The 17,369-nt window shown below is 73.8% G+C and carries 18 protein-coding genes and 1 riboswitch; of the genes, 7 read left to right on the top strand and 11 right to left on the bottom strand.

Annotated features, from left to right (window positions below):
* Positions 1-158 precede the first annotated feature (158 nt).
* A riboswitch (TPP riboswitch) is annotated at positions 159-269 on the top strand.
* The 5 genes from thiO to FLW16_RS44895 all read left to right on the top strand — a co-directional run bounded on the left by thiO (position 258) and on the right by FLW16_RS44895 (position 5,505).
* Complete coding sequence (gene thiO, locus FLW16_RS01180) at positions 258-1,406, top strand: glycine oxidase ThiO (RefSeq protein ID WP_142556667.1); 1,149 nt, start codon at positions 258-260, stop codon at positions 1,404-1,406. It overlaps the preceding riboswitch by 12 nt.
* Complete coding sequence (thiS, locus tag FLW16_RS01175; RefSeq protein ID WP_139574490.1) at positions 1,403-1,603, top strand: sulfur carrier protein ThiS; 201 nt, start codon at positions 1,403-1,405, stop codon at positions 1,601-1,603. Before thiO ends, thiS begins: the two co-directional genes overlap by 4 nt.
* 2 nt (positions 1,604-1,605) lie before the next feature.
* On the top strand, positions 1,606-2,370 hold the full coding sequence (locus FLW16_RS01170; RefSeq protein WP_142556665.1) for a thiazole synthase: 765 nt from the start codon (positions 1,606-1,608) through the stop codon (positions 2,368-2,370).
* Between the two features lie 211 nt (positions 2,371-2,581).
* Positions 2,582-4,576 (top strand): Stk1 family PASTA domain-containing Ser/Thr kinase, encoded by a 1,995-nt coding sequence (pknB, locus tag FLW16_RS01165; RefSeq protein WP_142556663.1) that lies wholly within the window; start codon positions 2,582-2,584, stop codon positions 4,574-4,576.
* A gap of 179 nt (positions 4,577-4,755) precedes the next feature.
* Positions 4,756-5,505 carry an NUDIX hydrolase gene (locus FLW16_RS44895; RefSeq protein ID WP_260614750.1) on the top strand — a complete coding sequence of 250 codons (750 nt, stop codon included), beginning with the start codon at positions 4,756-4,758 and terminating at the stop codon, positions 5,503-5,505.
* A 117-nt stretch (positions 5,506-5,622) separates the two neighbouring features.
* On the opposite strand, the gene alc is transcribed toward FLW16_RS44895, so the two are convergent.
* From alc to uraD, 9 genes are read right to left on the bottom strand one after another with little or no spacing between them, the layout of a single operon-like run.
* Positions 5,623-6,588 (bottom strand): allantoicase, encoded by a 966-nt coding sequence (alc, locus tag FLW16_RS01155; RefSeq protein WP_142556661.1) that lies wholly within the window; start codon positions 6,586-6,588, stop codon positions 5,623-5,625.
* Positions 6,585-7,898, bottom strand: a complete 1,314-nt coding sequence (gene allB, locus FLW16_RS01150; protein WP_142556659.1) for an allantoinase AllB — start codon at positions 7,896-7,898, stop codon at positions 6,585-6,587. Before allB ends, alc begins: the two co-directional genes overlap by 4 nt.
* A gap of 10 nt (positions 7,899-7,908) precedes the next feature.
* On the bottom strand, positions 7,909-9,078 hold the full coding sequence (locus tag FLW16_RS01145) for a glycerate kinase (protein ID WP_185949192.1): 1,170 nt from the start codon (positions 9,076-9,078) through the stop codon (positions 7,909-7,911).
* Between the two features lie 43 nt (positions 9,079-9,121).
* Positions 9,122-10,486, bottom strand: coding sequence for an 8-oxoguanine deaminase (locus tag FLW16_RS01140; RefSeq protein WP_260614748.1), 1,365 nt, complete (start codon positions 10,484-10,486; stop codon positions 9,122-9,124).
* 53 nt (positions 10,487-10,539) lie between these two features.
* Positions 10,540-11,031 carry a (2Fe-2S)-binding protein gene (locus FLW16_RS01135; protein WP_142556655.1) on the bottom strand — a complete coding sequence of 164 codons (492 nt, stop codon included), beginning with the start codon at positions 11,029-11,031 and terminating at the stop codon, positions 10,540-10,542.
* The gene (locus FLW16_RS01130; protein WP_142556653.1) at positions 11,028-11,885 is read right to left on the bottom strand and encodes a xanthine dehydrogenase family protein subunit M; all 858 of its coding nucleotides are present in this window, start codon (positions 11,883-11,885) and stop codon (positions 11,028-11,030) included. The genes FLW16_RS01135 and FLW16_RS01130 overlap by 4 nt, the downstream gene beginning before the upstream one ends.
* A 3-nt stretch (positions 11,886-11,888) precedes the next feature.
* Positions 11,889-12,749: a factor-independent urate hydroxylase gene (pucL, locus tag FLW16_RS01125; protein ID WP_142556651.1), complete on the bottom strand. Its 861-nt coding sequence runs from the start codon at positions 12,747-12,749 to the stop codon at positions 11,889-11,891.
* A gap of 1 nt (position 12,750) precedes the next feature.
* Complete coding sequence (uraH, locus tag FLW16_RS01120) at positions 12,751-13,098, bottom strand: hydroxyisourate hydrolase (protein ID WP_142556649.1); 348 nt, start codon at positions 13,096-13,098, stop codon at positions 12,751-12,753.
* Positions 13,095-13,568 (bottom strand): 2-oxo-4-hydroxy-4-carboxy-5-ureidoimidazoline decarboxylase, encoded by a 474-nt coding sequence (gene uraD / locus FLW16_RS01115; RefSeq protein ID WP_142556647.1) that lies wholly within the window; start codon positions 13,566-13,568, stop codon positions 13,095-13,097. Before uraD ends, uraH begins: the two co-directional genes overlap by 4 nt.
* Before the next feature lie 192 nt (positions 13,569-13,760).
* Between uraD and FLW16_RS01110 the strand changes: the two genes are divergently transcribed.
* Entirely contained in the window at positions 13,761-14,600 is an 840-nt protein-coding gene (locus FLW16_RS01110) for a deoxyribonuclease IV (protein WP_142556645.1), read from the top strand.
* Positions 14,601-14,939: 339 nt separating this feature from the next.
* Here FLW16_RS01110 and FLW16_RS01105 read toward each other — a convergent pair whose 3' ends face one another.
* Complete coding sequence (locus tag FLW16_RS01105; protein ID WP_260614747.1) at positions 14,940-15,767, bottom strand: ABC transporter permease; 828 nt, start codon at positions 15,765-15,767, stop codon at positions 14,940-14,942.
* Positions 15,764-16,708, bottom strand: a complete 945-nt coding sequence (locus FLW16_RS01100; RefSeq protein WP_142556643.1) for an ATP-binding cassette domain-containing protein — start codon at positions 16,706-16,708, stop codon at positions 15,764-15,766. The genes FLW16_RS01105 and FLW16_RS01100 overlap by 4 nt, the downstream gene beginning before the upstream one ends.
* 77 nt (positions 16,709-16,785) lie before the next feature.
* Here FLW16_RS01100 and FLW16_RS01095 point away from each other — a divergent pair, with 77 nt between their 5' ends.
* Positions 16,786-17,367 carry a TetR/AcrR family transcriptional regulator gene (locus FLW16_RS01095; protein WP_260614746.1) on the top strand — a complete coding sequence of 194 codons (582 nt, stop codon included), beginning with the start codon at positions 16,786-16,788 and terminating at the stop codon, positions 17,365-17,367.
* The last annotated feature ends 2 nt before the right edge of the window (positions 17,368-17,369 follow it).

The following is a 17,369-nucleotide window of genomic DNA, read 5'->3' as shown; positions in this document are numbered from 1 at the left end:
GCACGTGCGTGAGGCGGTGCGGATCGCCGCCCCGGAAGGTGCGGTCGCCCACGAGCGGCGCGTGTCGATCCATGTCGCGCCGTCATCCGCCCGGCGGACGGCCCCGGACCCACCGATCCGGCGATCGGCCGTCATGGGCGGCGTACTACCCTTGTGGGCGTAAGACGCGCGGGAGCCCGGCGGACCGGGCTGAGAGGAGAGCGTGAGGCTCTCGACCGCCCCGACCTGATCCGGGTAATGCCGGCGAAGGGAGCGCTGTGTCCCGCACATCGCCATCCGGCGCACGGTCCGGCGCGCAGTCCGGCTACGACGTCGTGATCGTGGGCGGCGGGGTGGAGGGCCTGGCCGCGGCCTGGCGCACGGCCCGGCGGGGCCTGTCGGTGGCGGTGGTGGACCCCGCGCCGGGAGGCGGCGCCACTCACGCGTCGGCCGGGATGCTCGCGCCGGTCAGCGAGGTGACCTACACGGAGGAGCCGCTGCTGCGGCTCGGCCTCGCGTCGCTGGCGGCCTGGCCGGCGTTCCGGGCGGAGCTGGAGGACGAGACCGGCGACGACCTCGACTACCGGACCGAGGGCACGCTGGAGGTCGCCCGCGGCGCGGACGACATGGCCGTCCTCGACGACCTCGCGGCCTTCGAGCGGACGCTCGGCCTGCGGGTCGAGCGGCTCACCGGGCGCGAGTGCCGCTCCTTCGAGCCGATGCTCTCCCCCTCCGTACGCGGCGGGCTGCTGGCCCGCGACGACGCGTGGGTCAACCCCCGCAGGGTCGTGCGCGCCCTCCTCGCGGCGTTCGAGAAGGCGGGCGGCACGCTGGTGACCGAGCGCGTCGCCGGGATCGACGCCCCGGGGCCCGGTGCTCCGTGCGTACGGCTGGAGTCGGGCGGCGCCATCGCGGCCGGTCAGGTCGTCGTGGCGGCCGGGTCGTGGTCGGCGTCGCTGCTGCCCGGCCTGCCGGTGCGCCCGGTCAAGGGCGAGATCCTCCGGCTGCGCGGGCCCCGGGGCTTCCTCACCCGGTGCGTCAGGGGGCTGGTGCACGGCTCCCCCGCCTACCTGGTCCCACGGGGCGACGGAGAGATCACCTTGGGCGCCACGACCCAGGAGATGGGGTTCGACGCGCGGGTCACCGCCGGAGGCGTGTACGAGCTGCTGCGCGACGCCCGCGAACTGGTGCCCGGCATCACGGAGCTCGAACTGGCCGAGACGACGACCGGCTTCCGTCCGGGCACGCCCGACAACCTGCCGCTCATCGGCCCGGCAGGGCCGCCCGGCGTACTCGCGGCGACCGGGCACGGACGCAACGGGGTGCTGCTGTCCCCGATCACCGCCGACGCCGTCGCCGCGTTCCTCACCGGCGACGAGGTGCCCCAGGTCGCCCGGTTCTGCGATCCAGGGAGATTCAGCCAATGAAAGTAACGATCAACGGAGGCGCGGCCGAACTGCCGGACGGCGCCACGATCGGCGACGCCGTACGGACCCTCACGCCCCTCACGTCCGGGGTCGCGGTGGCGCTGAACGGCGAAGTCGTGAGCCGGAGCGCCTGGGACTCCACCCAGGTCGCCGACGGCGACGGCGTCGAGGTGCTCACGGCCGTGCAGGGAGGGTGAGCATGACCGACGACGTCCTCGTGCTGGGCGGGGAGAAGTTCACCTCGCGGCTCATCATGGGCACAGGCGGCGCGCCGTCGCTGGAGGTGCTCGAACAGGCGCTGGAGGCGTCCGGCACCGAGCTGACGACCGTCGCGATGCGCAGGCTCGACCCGGAGTCCCGCGGTTCGGTGCTCGACGTGCTGCGCACCCGCGGCATCAAGGTGCTGCCGAACACGGCGGGGTGCTTCACCGCTGGGGAAGCGGTGCTGACCGCCCGCCTGGCCCGCGAGGCGCTGGAGACGAACTGGGTCAAGCTGGAGGTCATCGCGGACGAGCGGACCCTGCTGCCCGACCCGATCGAGACCTTCGACGCCGCCGAGCGGCTGGTCGCCGACGGTTTCGTGGTGCTGCCGTACATCGGCGACGACCCGGCGCTGGCCCGCAGGCTCCAGGACGCCGGGTGCGCCGCCGTGATGCCGCTCGGCGCCCCGATCGGCTCCGGGCTGGGCATCCGCAACCCGCACAGCATCGAGCTGATCGTCGAGGCCGCCACGGTGCCGGTGATCCTCGACGCCGGCATCGGCACGGCCAGCGACGCCGCCCTGGCCATGGAGCTGGGCTGCGACGCCGTGCTGCTGGCGAGCGCCGTGACCCGGGCGCACCAGCCCGGCCTGATGGCCGCGGCCATGCGGCAGGCGGTCACGGCCGGGCGGCTGGCCCGCCTCGCCGGGCGCATCCCCCGCCGCCGCTACGCCGAGGCGTCCTCCCCCGCCCGCCCGTCCTGAATCCGCCACCACCGCGACCAGCCGTCCTCCCCTCGCCCGCCCGTCCCGAGACGCCTGCGCGAGCGGGCGGGGAGGCGTGCGATTCCTCGTCTGGTAAGCCCGGTTTTCGGAATCGGCACGGCTTTTCGGACCGCACGGGAGGCGGCCGAATAGGTCTCGGTTTGGGATTCGGGAACACGCCGGGCGGCAAATCACCCGTAAACTCTGGCGAGTGGACACGACGCTAACCGACCCGCTCGTGGGGCAGTTGCTCGACGGGCGCTACCGCGTCGAGTCCCGGATCGCCCGGGGTGGCATGGCCTCCGTCTACCTGGCTCTGGACGTCCGGCTCGACCGCACGGTCGCCGTCAAGGTGATGCACCGCTCGCTGGCCGAGGACCCGCAGTTCGTGCGGCGGTTCATCGGCGAGGCCAAGTCGGTGGCCAGCCTCTCGCACCCCAACATCGTGCAGGTCTTCGACCAGGGCACCGACGGGGCGCACGTCTATCTGTCGATGGAGTACGTCCCCGGGCGGACGTTGCGCGACGTCCTGCGCCGGCGCGGCCGCCTCCCGGCCCGCGAGGCCCTGGAGATGGTCATCCCGGTGCTCGCCGCCCTCGGCGCGGCCCACCAGGCCGGGCTCATCCACCGCGACGTCAAGCCCGAGAACGTGCTGCTCGCCGACGACGGCCGGGTGAAGGTCGTGGACTTCGGCCTTGCCCGCGCGATCGAGGCGACCAACCAGACCAAGACCGGCATGATGATCGGCACGATCGGCTACATGTCGCCCGAGCAGGTCACGACCGGCACGGCCGACGCCCGCAGCGACGTGTACGCCGCCGGGATCATGCTGTTCGAGCTGCTCACCGGGCGGCAGCCGTACGCGGGCGAGACGCCGATGTCGATCGCCTACCGGCACGTGCACGAGACCGTCCCCGCGCCGTCCTCGATCGTGCCCGACATGCCGCCGCAGATCGACGCGCTCGTCGCCGCGGCCACCGACAAGGACCCCGCCGCGCGCCCGGCGGACGCGACCGCCATGCTCGTCGCCGCCGTCGAGGTCCACCGTACGCTGCCGAGGACCGGGCACACCGGTGCGCACGCCGCGCCGCACGGAGCCCCGGACACCGGCGCCCACAGCGGCATACGGACGGGCGCGCACCGGACCATCCCGCCGGCCGGCGGGGCCTCGTCGTTCGGCACCGCGCAGCACGCGCTCGCGGAGCCCGAGTCACCGCTCGGTCACACGATGATCCAGCCGCGCTCGGAACTGCTGGCCGGGGCCGAGACGGGGCGGCGCCGGGGCCGCAGGATCAGGCCCGTCTGGTTCGTCGCCGCGCTGGCCCTCGTCATGCTGGCGGGCGTCGCCTTCACCGGCTGGTGGTTCTCCCAGGGCCGCTACACGAAGGTCCCCGACCTGGTGAACAAGCCCGTCACGGTCGCCAGGCAGGTGGCGCAGCAGGCCGGCTTCGAGGTCCGGGTCGGCCAGGCGCGGTTCGACGACAAGGTGCCGAAGGACATCGTTCTCGACACCGAGCCGGGCCTGGGCGCCGAGGTGGTCAAGGGCTCGGTGCTCACCCTCATCCCGTCGGCCGGCCCGCAATTGATCACCGTGCCGATAGTCGAGAAGTTGAGCCTGACGGACGCCCGGGCGAAGATCGCCGAGGCCGGGCTGACGCCAGGGCGGGTGAGCAAGAGCGCGAGCGACACCATCCCCCGCGACCAGGTCATCCGTACCAACCCGCCGGTGGGCAAGCGCGTCAAGAAGGGCAGCACGGTCAACTTCGTCGTCAGCGCCGGTCTGCTGATGCCGGACGTCACGCAGATGATGCGCGACCAGGCGGAGAAGTTCCTGCGCGAGAAGGGCTTCAACGTCCAGATCGACGAGACCGCCGACGACGCCCCGCCGGGCACGGTGATCGCCCAGGACCCGCCCGGCGGCGCCGAGGTGGTGGCCGGGGCGACCGTCCATCTGACGGCCTCACGCGGCCCGGACCAGGGCTTCCACTGGCCGTGGGAGATCAATCCCGCCGATCCCGGCCAGAGCCCGCCCGCCGTCGTCAACGTGCCCGACGTGCGCTTCAAGGCCATCAGGGACGCCGTGGCGGAGTTGAAGGCGGCCGGCTTCAACGTCAAGACCCGCAGGCTGGTGGGTACGGACCGCGTGGTCGGCGAGAATCCGCTCGGCCAGCAGCCCCCGGGCACCACCATCACCATCTGGCACTGACGCCGGCTGTCCGGTCGCGTACGGCCCGGTCGCGCGGTTGCCCGAGGCCGCTTCCCGGTGTGGCGCCGCGCGGCCGGCGGCGCCTGCCCGGAGCGGAGACACGAGCGGTGCCGGGACGCGCCCCCCCCTGTGCGGTAAGAGTCGCGCCCGGCGGGCGGTGTACGTGCGAACATGAGCCGGTGAGCGAGGCTCTGCCAGAACGTTCCGGCGTCGAACTCCTGGAGACTCGCCGGCTCCGCCTCGTCGAAGCCGCCGCGCCGCGGATCCCACCCGAAGAGCAGGCGGCCGTGAACCGCGCGTGGGATGAGGCGGTGCGGGCCAATCCGGCCCTCTTCGACGGACCGGCCGTGTCATGCGCGGGGCTGGAACGAGATGATCCGGACGGCCTGGTCATCACCTGGGCCCGGACGACCTACCGGCTCCATGCCCTGCGCCGTGTCCCGGGGGCCACAGTGTGGCTGCCGTCCCTCTTCGTCAGCATCGTGCAGCCGTCGGACGACGGGCGCCTCATGGTTGTGCGGATGTCGCCGTGGACGGCCGCTCCGGGCCGCTGGCAACTTCCGGGCGGTTCCGTCGAGCCTCCCGAGGGCGACGGGCTCCTCGACACGGCCGCGCTTCGCCGGCATGCCACGCGGGAGCTGGCCGAGGAGATCGGTGTCGACGCGGCGCCCGGCGATCTGACCCTATGGCTGGTCACCCGGGACGAGGACGGAAGCGTCGGTGTCCTGTTCCTCGCTCCGTCCCGGCCCGCGTCGTTCCTGCACGAACGATTCGCGGATCTCGTGGCGTCGGAGACGGCTCTGGGCCGTGACCCGGAGCTGGACCGGATCACCCTGGTCCACTCCCCCGCCGGACTCGCGCGTCTCAGCGGGCCCCACGTCGGCTACCTGGAACCGGTCGTCCGCCGGTACGCGGCGCAGCAGTCGTGATCGTCCCCGAACGCTCCGGGTCGCCGCCCGCGCGTCGCCGGCCGCCGCCCCACTCGCCGGAACCACCCCGGCGGCGCTCCTGAGCGTGAATCGTCAACCCCGACGTCGGGGCGGGGATCAGGGAGCGAGGGTGCCGAGGAGGCGGAGGCGGGCGAGGCCGCCGTCGGGGTGGATGTCGAGCCGGGCGTGGGTGATCCGGCGGTCGTCGTCGAGGCGGAAGCGGTGGCGGGTGTCGGGCTGCAGGCGCGTCCTGGGCAGCAGCGGGAACCAGGCGTCCTCGTCCTCCAGCGGCGCCCGGTCCACGTCCACGCCCTTCAGCGACGCCCAGCCGGGGGCGTTGAACACCAGGTTGGTCGTGTCGATCTCGGCCACGGCCACCCGGCCGGGCCCGGCCAGGGCGACGACGAGCCAGTCGTTGCCGCCGTCGCGACGGCGGGCGGTCTCCCAGCCCTCGGCCTGGTTGCGGGCCAGGCCGGGCGCGAGGACGTTGTTCGGCGAGGAGTAGAACTCGTCGGAGCACGCCGTCACCAGGCCGCCGTTCTCCAGGGCGGCCAGATCGACGGTGAGGCCCTCCAGGAACGCGCGGTCGGGCACGACCCGCCCGTGGACCCGCAGCCGCGCGACGCCCCCGTCGGGGAAGATATTCAGCCGCACATGGGTGAAGCGGCGGGGATCGGTCACGGCGAACTCGTGGACCGCGTCGCCCTTCAGCGGGCTCTTCGGCACGATCTCCACCCAGCCGTCCAACTCGTCCGGCGAGGGATAGCCCTCGGCCGCGCACGCCTCGACCGACGCGTACGGCGGGTAGTTGCCGCGGAACCACGCGGTGTCCACGACCACGCCCCTGATGATCCCCGGCAGGCCGAGCCGCACGATCGCCCAGTCGTGGCCGGGCTCGCGCCGCCGCCGGGTCTCCCAGCCGTCGTAGACCTGGCCCTTGGCGCCGAAGGTGTGCGGCCGGAACTCGGCCGGTCCCGGCCTGATCAGGGCCTCCCGTTCGGCGAACGACTCGTCGTTGGCGGCCACGACCGACCCGCCGTACGTGCGCAGGGCGAGGTCGGGCAGGTGGGTGAAGCCGGTCATCGGGCTCCCCTCGTCATCAGCCGGCCACGCGGCCTGGCGAAATCGACGGGCGTGCCGCGCAGCCAGGTGGTGCGCACCACGCCCGCCAGCCGCGCCCCGTGGTAGGGAGACACCGGGTTGCGGTGGTGGAGCGCCGCGACGTCCACCGTGAACTCGGCGTCGGGGTCGAAGGCGACGAGGTCCGCGTCGTCGCCCTCCCGGATCGCCCCCTTGTGGGGCAGGCCGGCCAGGCGGGCCGGTCCCTCGGCCATCCAGCGGGCCACGTCGGCCAGGCCGTGCCCGCGGGCGCGGGCCGCGGTCCACACCGCGGGCAGGCCGACCTGGAGCGAGGAGATGCCGCCCCAGGCGGCGGCGAAGTCGGGCACCTTGAGGTCGGGCGTCGACGGGGAGTGGTCGGAGACGATCCCCATGAGCACGCCGTCGGCGAGCGCCTGCCACAGCCCGTCGCGGTTGGCGGCCTCCCTGATCGGCGGGCAGCACTTGTAGGCGGGCCCGGTGACCTGCTCGGCCGCCAGGGTCAGGTAGTGCGGGCAGGTCTCGGCGGTGACGCACACCCCCGCCGCCTGCGCCGCGCGCAGCGGTTCGACGCAGGCGGCGGCCGACACGTGCACGATGTGCGCCCGCGCGCCCGTCTCCGCCGCGAGGGCGATCACCTGCTCGACGGCCCGGCGCTCGGCCTCCTGGGGGCGTGACCGCAGGAAGTCGTCGTACGCGGGGCCGCCGGGGTCGGACAGCAGCCCGGGGTCCTCGGCGTGCGCGATCAACAGGCCGTCGAAGGCCGCCACCTCCGCCAGCGCGGCCCGCAGCCCCTCGCGGTCGAGCGCGGGGAACTCGTCGACGCCCGACGGCGACAGGAAGCACTTGACGCCCATCACGCCGGCCTCGTGCAGGGGCCGCAGGTCGGCGAGGTTGCCGGGGATCGCGCCGCCCCAGAAGCCGACGTCCACATGGCACCGGCCCTCGGCGGCCTTCCGCTTGACCTCCAGCGCGGCCACGTCAACGGTCGGGGGCAGTGAGTTGAGCGGCATGTCCACGATCGTGGTCACGCCCCCGGCCGCCGCCGCCCTGGTGGCGGTCGCGAAGCCCTCCCAGTGGGTGCGGCCGGGCTCGTTGACGTGCACGTGGGAGTCGACCAGCCCGGGCAGCAGCGGCAGGTCGCCGAGGTCGGCGGACTCCTCCGCCGCCGGCGGCTCGTCGTAGGGCCGCAGGGCCGCGATCACGCCGCCGCGCACGGCGACCGCGAGCGGGCGCTCCCCCTCCGGGGTCACGGTCCGCCGGGACCTCACCACCAGGTCGTACGGTTCTCCCACGCGCCACTCCTCATGTCGTGAGATGTCCGGCGGCGATGCGCGCCGCCAGCCGCTCCAGCAGCGGCCCGGCCTCGGCCATGCACCGCCGCACGTCGGGCTCGACGTCGGTCAGCGCGTACGCCGCCTCGATGCCGGCCGCCCTCAGCTCGTCGTCGCCGACGGTGCGCCGCCCGCAGACGGCCACGACCGGCACGCCGTGCTTGGCCGCGGCGGCCGCGACGCCGACCGGTGTCTTGCCGCGCAGGGTCTGCTCGTCGATCGAGCCCTCGCCCGTGATCACCAGCCGGGCGCCCTCCACGTGCCGGTCGAACTCCACCAGATCCAGCAGATAGCCGATGCCGGGCCGGATCTCGGCGCCGAGGAACGTCAGCGCGCCGAAGCCCACCCCGCCTGCGGCGCCCGCCCCCGGCCGCCCGGCCACGCCCATCGCGCGCACGACGCCGTCGTGCTCGGCGGCGCCCGCCAGGCCGTGGGTGTGCGCGGCGACGGCCGCCAGCCGGGCGAGCCCGGCCTCCAGCACGGCCACGTCCTGCGGGCTCGCGCCCTTCTGCGGGCCGTACACCGCCGCCGCGCCGTACGGCCCGAGCAGCGGGTTGTCCACGTCGCTCGCCACGATCACCTCGAACCCGCGCAGCAGGCCCGAGGCGTCGACGGCGTGCAGGTCACGCAGCGCGGCGCCGCCCGGCGGCAGGTCGTCGCCCGCCGCGTCGAGCAGCCGCACGCCGAGGGCCTGGGCCATCCCCGCGCCGCCGTCGGTGCAGGCGCTGCCGCCGAGGCCGAGCACGATCCGCGTCGCGCCGTGCCGTACGGCGTGGGCGATCAGCTCACCGGTCCCGCGGCTGGTGGCGGTCAGCGGCACCGGGTCGCCCGGCAGCCGGCGCAGGCCCGAGGCCTCGGCCAGTTCGATCACCGCGACCCGTGCGCCGGGCTCGTCGCGCACGGCGTAGCTCGCGGTGACCGGGTCGCCGGCCGGCCCGGTCACCTCCGTCTCGACCCGGGTGAACCCGCTCGCCACGACCGCGTCCACGGTGCCGTCGCCCCCGTCGGCCACCGGCAGCTCGACGACCGGGACGTTCCCCGATCCCGGAGAACGCAGCCCGGCGGCCACGTGCGCGGCCACCTCGGGCGAGGTGAGCGACCCCCGGAACTTGTCCGGTGCGATGACGACGTGTCCTGTCATGGTGTGGCTCACCTGTGGCCCTTCGATCGTGTCCGGGAACGCCTCAGACATGATCCATGGTGGTCAGCCGGCGATGGGCGTCGGCCCCGGCCCGCGCGGCCTCCTCTCCCGGGACGGTGCGCAGTTCGCCGTCGTCCACGACGGTCCGGCCGCCCACGAGCAGCCGGGCGAGCGGCGGGGTCGCGCCGTACGCGAACGCGACGACGGGATCGTCGATCGCGGAGTGGAAGGCGCCGAGCCGCCACAGCGCCACGTCGGCGAGCTTGCCGGGCTCCAGCGAGCCGATCTCGGCCTCCCGGCCGAGACAGCGGGCGCCGCCGAGCGTGGCCATCTCCAGGGCCTGGCGGGCGGTCAGCGCGCGCGGGCCGTACCTGGCCCGCTGCGTGAGCACGGCCATGCGGATCTCCCCGGCCAGCGGGGTCATCTCGCTGGAGGCCGCGCCGTCGACTCCGAGCCCGACCGGCACGCCCGCGGCCAGCAGGTCGGAGATCCGGGCGATGCCGGCGCCGAGGCGGCCGTTGGAGGACGGGCAGTGGGCCGTGCCCGTGCCGGTCTCGGCGAAGCGCCGCACGTCCTTGTCGGTCAGGTGGACGCAGTGGGCCAGCCACACGTCGGGGCCCAGCCAGCCGAGCCGGTCGAGGTATTCGACGGGCAGCACGCCGAACTGCTCCCTGCAGTGCTCGTCCTCGTCGGCCGTCTCCGCCACGTGCGTGTGCAGCCGTACGCCGTGGGAGCGGGCGAGGTCGGCCGAGCGGGTCATGAGCTCGCCGCTGACCGAGAACGGCGAGCAGGGGGCGACCGCGACGCGCAGCATCGACCCGAACGACGGATCATGATATTTCCGGATCGCGTCGTCGGTGGCCTGGAGGATCTCGTCGACGTCCTCCACGACCTCGTCCGGCGGCAGGCCGCCGGACGAGGCGCCCCGGTCCATCGATCCCCGGCAGGGGTGGAAGCGCAGCCCGACCCGCCGCGCGGCCTCGATCTCCGCCTCGAAGAGGTCTCCCCTGCCCTTGGGGAAGACGTAGTGGTGGTCGGCCGAGGTCGTGCAGCCCGACAGGGCCAGCCAGGCCAGCCCCGCCGTCGCGGCGCCCGACACAACCTCGGCGTCCATCCGGGCCCACAGCCGGTAGCTCGCCACCAGCCACTCGAACAGCGTCCCGTCCGGCGTCACCCCCTGGGACGCCCACTGGTAGAGGTGGTGGTGGGTGTTGACCAGGCCGGGGGTGGCCAGGCAGCCGGAGCCGTCGACGCGTTCGGCCCCCTCGGGCACGGCCGGCGCCGGGCCGGGGCCGACCGCCGTGATCAGGCCGTCCTCCACGACGACGTGGCCGGACGGGATCTCCTCCCCGGCGACGGGGACGACGTGGGCGTTCTCGATGACCACCGGACGTGGGCTTTCAGGCAACGGAACTCCCGGGGAGGACGATGGCGGGGTCGTGGTGCGTCATGGGCGGGGACCTATGCCGTCCCCGCGCGGCGGGCGGCGGCCAGGCGCACGGCGTCGAGGATCTTCTCGTATCCGGTGCAGCGGCACAGGTTGCCGGCGAGGGCCTCCCGGATGTCGGCGTCCGGCGGCACCCCTTCGGCGCCCGCGAGCAGCGCGTGGGCCTGCACGACGAGACCGGGCGTGCAGAAGCCGCACTGCACGGCCCCCGCGTCCGCGAACGCGCGCTGCACCTCGCTCAACCCGGCGTCCGGCCCGCCGCCGGAGGTCGCCAGGCCCTCGACCGTCACCACCTCGCGCCCCTCCGCCTGACCCGCGGCGACCAGGCACGCGCAGACCGGCGTGTGGTCGAGATAGACCGTGCAGGAGCCGCATTCGCCCTGCTCGCAGGCGTTCTTTGCGCCCGGCAGGCCGAGTCGCTCGCGCAGGACGTACAGCAGGCTCTCGCCCTCCCACACGTCGTCGGCCGTCATCGGGCGGCCGTTCACGGTGAGGTTCACCCTCATGACTTCCCCCTGACGTCGTCCCATGCCCAGCCGAGCGCGCGGCGCGCCATCACGGCCAGCGCGCGCGTGCGGTAGGCGGCGCGGCCCCGCACGTCGTCGATCGGCGCGGCGGAGGCGGCCACGAGTTCGCCGAAGCCGCGCGCCACCCCGGGATCGAGCGGGCCATGGCCGTCCCAGTCCAGCTCCGCCGACGCGAAGTCCTCGGCCCGCGGCGCGTGGCGCGGGGTCGGCGCGGCCGAGCCGATGCCCGTGCCCACCCGGCGCCCCGACGGGTCCAGCGCGACCGCGAACGAGCACACCGCGATCACCATGGCGTTCCTGGTGCCGATCTTGGAGAAGTACTGCGGGCCTGTGGCGGCCGGGACCCGCACGGCGCGGATCAGCTCGTCGGGGGCGAGCGCGTTGCGCTTCACACCGGTGTAGAACGCCCCGATCGGGATCAGCCGGGTGCCGCGCACCGACTCGGCCTCCACGACCGCGCCGCAGGCCAGCAGCGGCGGGTGGCTGTCACCCGCGGGCGAGGCCGCGCCGAGGTTGCCCGCGACCGTGCCCCGGTTGCGGATCTGCGGCGACCCGACCGTACGGGACGCCTGGGCCAGGCCGGGCAGATCGGCCCCGAGCTCGGCGATCAGCCGGGAGTAGGTCACGCCCGCGCCCACGCGGATCTCGTCGCCCTCCCGCGACCAGTCCCGGAGTTCGCGGACCCGCGTGAGGTCGAGCAGGGCGGCAGGGCGGCCCTTGTCGAGGTTGATCTCCACCATGACGTCGGTGCCGCCCTGGATCGGTGTGGCCTCGGGCCGCTCGGCCTTCAGCGTCAGGGCGTCCATCCAGGTCAGCGGTCGCAGGAAGTCCATCGGCTACTCCCAGGCCGGGCCGGCGGCGGGCGCGTGCTCACGCAGCACCGTGCCCTCGATCAGCCCGTACGGCCGGTCGGCGGCGAAGAAGACCTCGCCGTCGTTGTCCAGGCCGAAGGGCGCGAGGTCCACCAGGAAGTGGTGCTTGTTCGGCAGCGAAAGCCGCACCTCGCAGACCCCCGGGCACTCGGCCAGCACGCGCGTGCCCATGGCGTAGAGGGTCTGCTGCAGGGACAGGCTGTAGGTGTCGGCGAAGGCCGCGAGCAGGGCGCCCCGCGCGTTCTCGTAGGTCTTGTCCCAGTCCTGGGAGGTGTCCGCGTGCCGCCACGCCGCGTCCACGGCGGTGGCCAGGACGCGGTCGCGGGTCTCCGGCAGCGTCGTGTACTCGTCCTTGGCGAAGCCCCAGAACTCGGAGTTGGTCGTGTTGAGCACGACGAGGTCGCGCAGCCCGGAGACCACCCACGACCGCGTCCCGTCGTGGTGGGCCACGCAGGTGCGGACCTCCCGGCCCGAGCGGACGAACGAGTGCCCGAACGCGCCGTTGCGCTCCCAGGCGTGCTCCTCGACGGCGACCCTCGCGTGGTGGATCGCGCGCTGGGATTCCGCGAAATGACGGGCCAGCAGCAGCGCGAAATCCTCGATCGCCCCGACGCCGTGCTTCTTGGCGAACGCGAAGACCGTGTTCTTCTGCGTGTCGGTGGGCAGGACGGCGGAGTTGTCCCCGCTCAGGTGCACCTCGATCATGTCGCCCGACAGCGACGTGCTGACCGTGAGGTCCTTGATCCGGTGCGCGTCGCCGTGCCGGGTCACCCGCACGACCCTCGTCTCGGCCTTGCCGTACCTGTTGGGCCCCAGAACGGCCACGTCAGCTCCCCCGGTAGGTCGAGTAGGCGAACGGGCTCAGCAGCAGCGGCACGTGGTAGTGCTCGCCGGCCTCCCGGATGGTGAACACGACGCTCACCTCGGGGAAGAACGCCTCGTCCCCGAGGTAGGCGCCGGTGTCGAACACGAGCCGGTAGGTCCCCGGGCGCGGATCTTCGGCCGGGTCCCACTCCCGGCCCAGCGGCGTCCACTCCCGGATGCGGCCGTCGCCGTCGGTGCGTCCCTCCGCCACCGGCACGAACCCGTGCGCGGCGCGCCGCGACAGCCGTACGAACAGGTCCTTGGCCGGCCGCCCGGCGGCGGTGTCGAGCACGTGCGTCGAAAGGCTCACCGGCCCTCCCAGAGCTTGGCCAGCCGCACCGCGACGATCTTCGACAGCTCGTCCCTGACGACCTTGCGCTCGGTCTTCTCGTCGTTGCCGAGCCGCTCCCGCAGCAGCGCCAGCAGTTCGCCGGCCTCCCGCCCCGTCGCGCAGACCAGGTAGACGTGACCGAACCGGCTCTCGTAGGCGGCGTTGCCCTCGCGGAGCGCGCCGAGCACCTCCCGGCCGGCGTCCGCGGTCCCGGACTGCTCGGACCGCGACCACGCGGCCTCGCGTCCCGCGCCGTCAGGACGCTCGCCGATCCTCGGGTGCGCCGCCAGCGCCTCCAGCACGTCGTCCCAGGTCAGAGTCGCGACAGCCGCCTCGCTCGCGCGGCGGAGCTCGTCGAGATCCCGGAACGGCCCGCGCGCGGCGACCGCCTCCAGCCACCTGGCGGAGGCGCAGCAGGCCCGCAGGTCGTCCTGGCCGAGTTCGCGCATGCCCGTCAGTCAACCGCCGGGCCCGACCTGATTCCAGCGGCGCGACGTCCGAACCGGACGCCCCGCTCCGGACGCCGCTTTGTACGTTGTGACAAAGGGGCTGTGGCAAAAGGGGCTGTGGCGGAAGACGGCGGCACCAGCCTGCGCCGATGTCCTGCGCCAATACTCTGTGCCAATACTCTGGGGGGCATCATGACTCCTTCCACTCTCATCGGCGGACACGTCTTCGTCGCGGGCGGCCTCGCGAAGGGCGGGCTGAAGTACGCGGCCGACATCGGCGCGGAGATGATCCAGGTCTTCGTCACCAACCCGCGGGGCTGGGCGCTCAGCGAGGGGAACCCCGCCGAGGACGCCAAGCTCCGCGAGTCGGGCGTGCCGGTCTTCCTGCACGCCGCCTATCTCGTGAACTGCGGGTCGCCGACGCCGGAGACCCTGGAGAACTCGATCGCGGTGATCCGCCACACCCTGCGCAGGGGCGTCGAGACCGGCGCGCTCGGCGTGGTCGTCCACACCGGCTCTGCCGTGAGCCAGTCGCGCGAGGCCGCGATGCGCCAGATCCACGAGCACCTGCTGCCGGTGCTGGACGAGCTTCCGGACGACGGCCCCGACCTGCTGCTCGAACCGATGGCGGGCCAGGGCCAGATGCTGTGCGCGACCGTGCAGGACCTCGGTCCCTATCTGGAGGCCCTCGACCACCACCCCAAGGTGGGCGTGTGCCTCGACACCTGCCACGCCTTCGCGGCGGGGCACGACCTGGCCGCGCCGGGCGGGGTGAAGGAGATGATGGACGCGCTGAACGACGTCGCTCCTGGCCGGCTCAAGCTGGTCCACGCCAACGACTCGAAGGACCCCTGCGGCTCCAAGCGGGACCGGCACGAGAACATCGGGGCCGGGCACATCGGCGCCCAGGCGTTCGGCGAGCTGATGCGCCACCCCACGGCCGCCGGGGTGCCCATCTGCATCGAGACGCCCGGCAAGGTGGAAAAGCACCGCGAGGACATCGAACTGCTCAAGAAACTGCGCGGCGCCTGACCGGGGCGTTCGCGGCGATCCGGCGCCCCCGTATGGCCGGATCGCCGCGCACCCCCCCGATACGCGTGGGCGGGGCCCTTCCCCCCCGAGTAGGGCCCCGCTTGGTAACCAACCGGTGACAACCTGCTCACTTTGTGATTACCCCGCGTGTCTTGCGACGTGCGAAAGACTACGAGGTGTAATTGGGCCGGGGGATGGCCCTTCGGACGAGCGGTCTCTAGTTAGCGCCATGCGGCCCGCTCCCGCACGACGAGCGGGCCCCGGGAGGCGACGAGCGGTAGATCGGGGCGCGCGAAGACGCCCCCGGCCGGCCCGCGCGCCCCGGCGAGTGTGCGCGGCTCAGCCGCCGAGGCGGCGATAGCGCCGGGCGGACAGGGGCAGGAAGACGAGCGTGATCAGCAGCGGCCAGCCGATCGCCAGCGTGAGGGCGTGCCCGGCGGCCCAGGAATCGCCCTGCCAGCCGGGGTTGCCGAACAGCATCCGGCACGCGGCGACCGTCGCCGACAGCGGGTTCCACTCCGCGATCGCCCCCAGCCAGCCCGGCAGGAGCGCCGGGGACACGAAGGTGTTGGCCAGCATCGTGAGCGGCAGCAGCGGCAGCCAGGCCGCGCTCGCCGCCTCCGGGGTGAGCGCCAGCCCGAGGTAGATCCCCACCCAGATGAGCGCGAAGCGCAGCAGGAGGAGCAGGCCCACGGCGGCCAGGGCGTCGCCGATCCCCCGATGCCAGCCCCATCCGGCGACCAGGCCGCACGCGAGCAGGATCAGCAGTTCGAGCACCGAGTTGACGATGTCGGCGAATGCGCGGCCGAGCACCACACCGGGCCGCGAGATCGGCATCGAGCGGTAGCGGTCGGTCACCCCGCGGGCGGTCTGCAGGCTGACCACCGTCATCGTGGTCATCACCCCCATCGCCATCGTCTGCGAGAACATGCCCGGCATCAGGAACTCGCGGTAGTCGCCGCCGCCCGCGACGTTCATCGCGCTGCCGAGGACGTAGCCGAACAGCACGACCATGACGATCGGATACATCGTCAGGTTGAGGACGGCGGCCGGGTTGCGGACCCAGTGCGTGAGGTTGGTGCGAGCGATGACCGACGCGTCCGACAGCGTCCAGCGCAGCCGCTCACCCCACCGGGGCGGCGCGTCCGGGGCGGCCGGGGCGCTCACGCCGCCGCCTCCGCCGTCAGGCTCAGGAAGACCTCGTCCAGCGTCGGACGGCGCAGGGAGACGTCCTCGACCTCGATTCCGCGCCGCTCCAGCTCCCGTACGGCCGTCGTGAGCGCCCCGACGCGGTCGCGCACAGGGGCGGTCAGGCGGCGCGCGTCCGCGTCGGCCACGGGCTCGGCCTGCGCGACGCCCGCGAGGACCGCGGCGGCGTCGCCGAGGCGGGCGGGATCGCGCACGACGAGGTCGAGGTGGTCGCCGCCGATCAGAGACTTCAGGCGCTCGGGGGTGTCGTCCGCGATCACCCTCCCCCCGTCGATCACCGCGATCTGCCGGGCGAGCTGGTCGGCCTCGAACAGGTACTGCGTCGTCATGAGCACGGTGCTGCCGGCGTCGGCGAGCCCGCGCACGGTGCGCCAGACCTCCGTGCGGCTGCGGGGGTCGAGCCCGGTGGTCGGCTCGTCGAGGAAGAGCACGCGCGGAGCCTGGAGGAACGCGGCGGCCAGGTCGAGACGCCGCCGCATGCCGCCGGAGTAGTGCCTGACCCTCCGGTCGGCCGCCTCGGCCAGCCCGAACCGCTCCAGGAGCTCGCCGGCGCGGCGGCGCGCCGCCGCCGCGCCCAGGTGGTGGAGCCGCCCCCACATCTCGAGGTTCTCCCGCCCGGTGAGGATCTCGTCCACGGCCGCCTCCTGCCCGGCCAGGCCGATGCGGCGGCGCACCTCGGCCGGCTGCCGCGCGACGTCGAACCCGGCCACGAGCGCGCGGCCGGAGGACGGCCGCGCCAGCGTGGTCAGCACGCGGACGGCGGTGGTCTTGCCCGCGCCGTTCGGGCCGAGAAGCGCGCACACGCTCCCGCCGGCGACCCTCAGGTCGAACCCGTCGAGGGCTCGGGTGTCGCCGTAGCGCTTGCCCAGCCCCTCGGCGACGATGGAATAAGAGTTCATGAGCTCATAATGAGACCTCGATGTCTCATTATCAACCGCGATCGTCTCCTAATGGAGGCGCTGCTAGCCTTCCGGAGGTGACCGACACCAGGGAATCGGGCACGCGCAGCCGTACGCGCCGTGCCATCCTCGCCGCGGCGGCCTCGGTCCTCGCCCGCGACCGCGGCGCGACGCTCGCGGACATCGCCGAAGCCGCCCAGATCGGCCGCAGCACGCTGCATCGCTACTTCTCCGACCGGCAGGACCTCGTGAACGCGGCCGTCGTCGACTCCTTCCGCGTGGTGGAGAGATCGACGGCCGGGGCGGCCATCGACCAGGGCCCGCCGCTCGAGGCGATGCGCAGGCTGATCGCCGCCCTGGTGGACGCCGGGGACCGTCTGGCGTTCCTGTTCGGCGACCCCCGGGTGCTCGAGGAGTTCACCGCCTGCTTCGAGCCCGACCTGTCGGTGCCGACCACCGTCAGCCTCATCGAGCGCGGCCAGGCCGAGGGCGTGTTCGACCCCGGCGTCAGCGCCGAGTGGATCCAGCAGGTGCTGTGGGCCCTCACCTACACCGGCTGGGAGGCGGCCGAGAAGGGGCTGCTCCCCCGGCACGGCGTCGCCGCCGCCGTGACCCGCGCCTTCGAGAGCGGCATGGTCGCGTCCCCGGCCCGCCCCTGAGG

The organism is Microbispora sp. KK1-11 (assembly GCF_006874435.1).
Lineage (GTDB): Bacteria > Actinomycetota > Actinomycetes > Streptosporangiales > Streptosporangiaceae > Microbispora > Microbispora catharanthi.
Note: the sequence above shows the minus strand (reverse complement) of the source record. Positions and strands in the feature narration are given on the sequence as shown.

Coding starts and splice junctions, on each gene's coding strand:
- uraD (WP_142556647.1), bottom strand. CDS start 13,568: ATGCGCGAACTCGGCCAGGACGACCTGCGGGCCTGCTGCGCCTCCGCC.
- FLW16_RS01135 (WP_142556655.1), bottom strand. CDS start 11,031: ATGAGGGTGAACCTCACCGTGAACGGCCGCCCGATGACGGCCGACGAC.
- thiS (WP_139574490.1), top strand. CDS start 1,403: ATGAAAGTAACGATCAACGGAGGCGCGGCCGAACTGCCGGACGGCGCC.
- FLW16_RS01110 (WP_142556645.1), top strand. CDS start 13,761: ATGACTCCTTCCACTCTCATCGGCGGACACGTCTTCGTCGCGGGCGGC.
- FLW16_RS01130 (WP_142556653.1), bottom strand. CDS start 11,885: ATGGACTTCCTGCGACCGCTGACCTGGATGGACGCCCTGACGCTGAAG.
- FLW16_RS01100 (WP_142556643.1), bottom strand. CDS start 16,708: ATGAACTCTTATTCCATCGTCGCCGAGGGGCTGGGCAAGCGCTACGGC.
- alc (WP_142556661.1), bottom strand. CDS start 6,588: ATGACCGGCTTCACCCACCTGCCCGACCTCGCCCTGCGCACGTACGGC.
- FLW16_RS01170 (WP_142556665.1), top strand. CDS start 1,606: ATGACCGACGACGTCCTCGTGCTGGGCGGGGAGAAGTTCACCTCGCGG.
- FLW16_RS01145 (WP_185949192.1), bottom strand. CDS start 9,078: ATGACAGGACACGTCGTCATCGCACCGGACAAGTTCCGGGGGTCGCTC.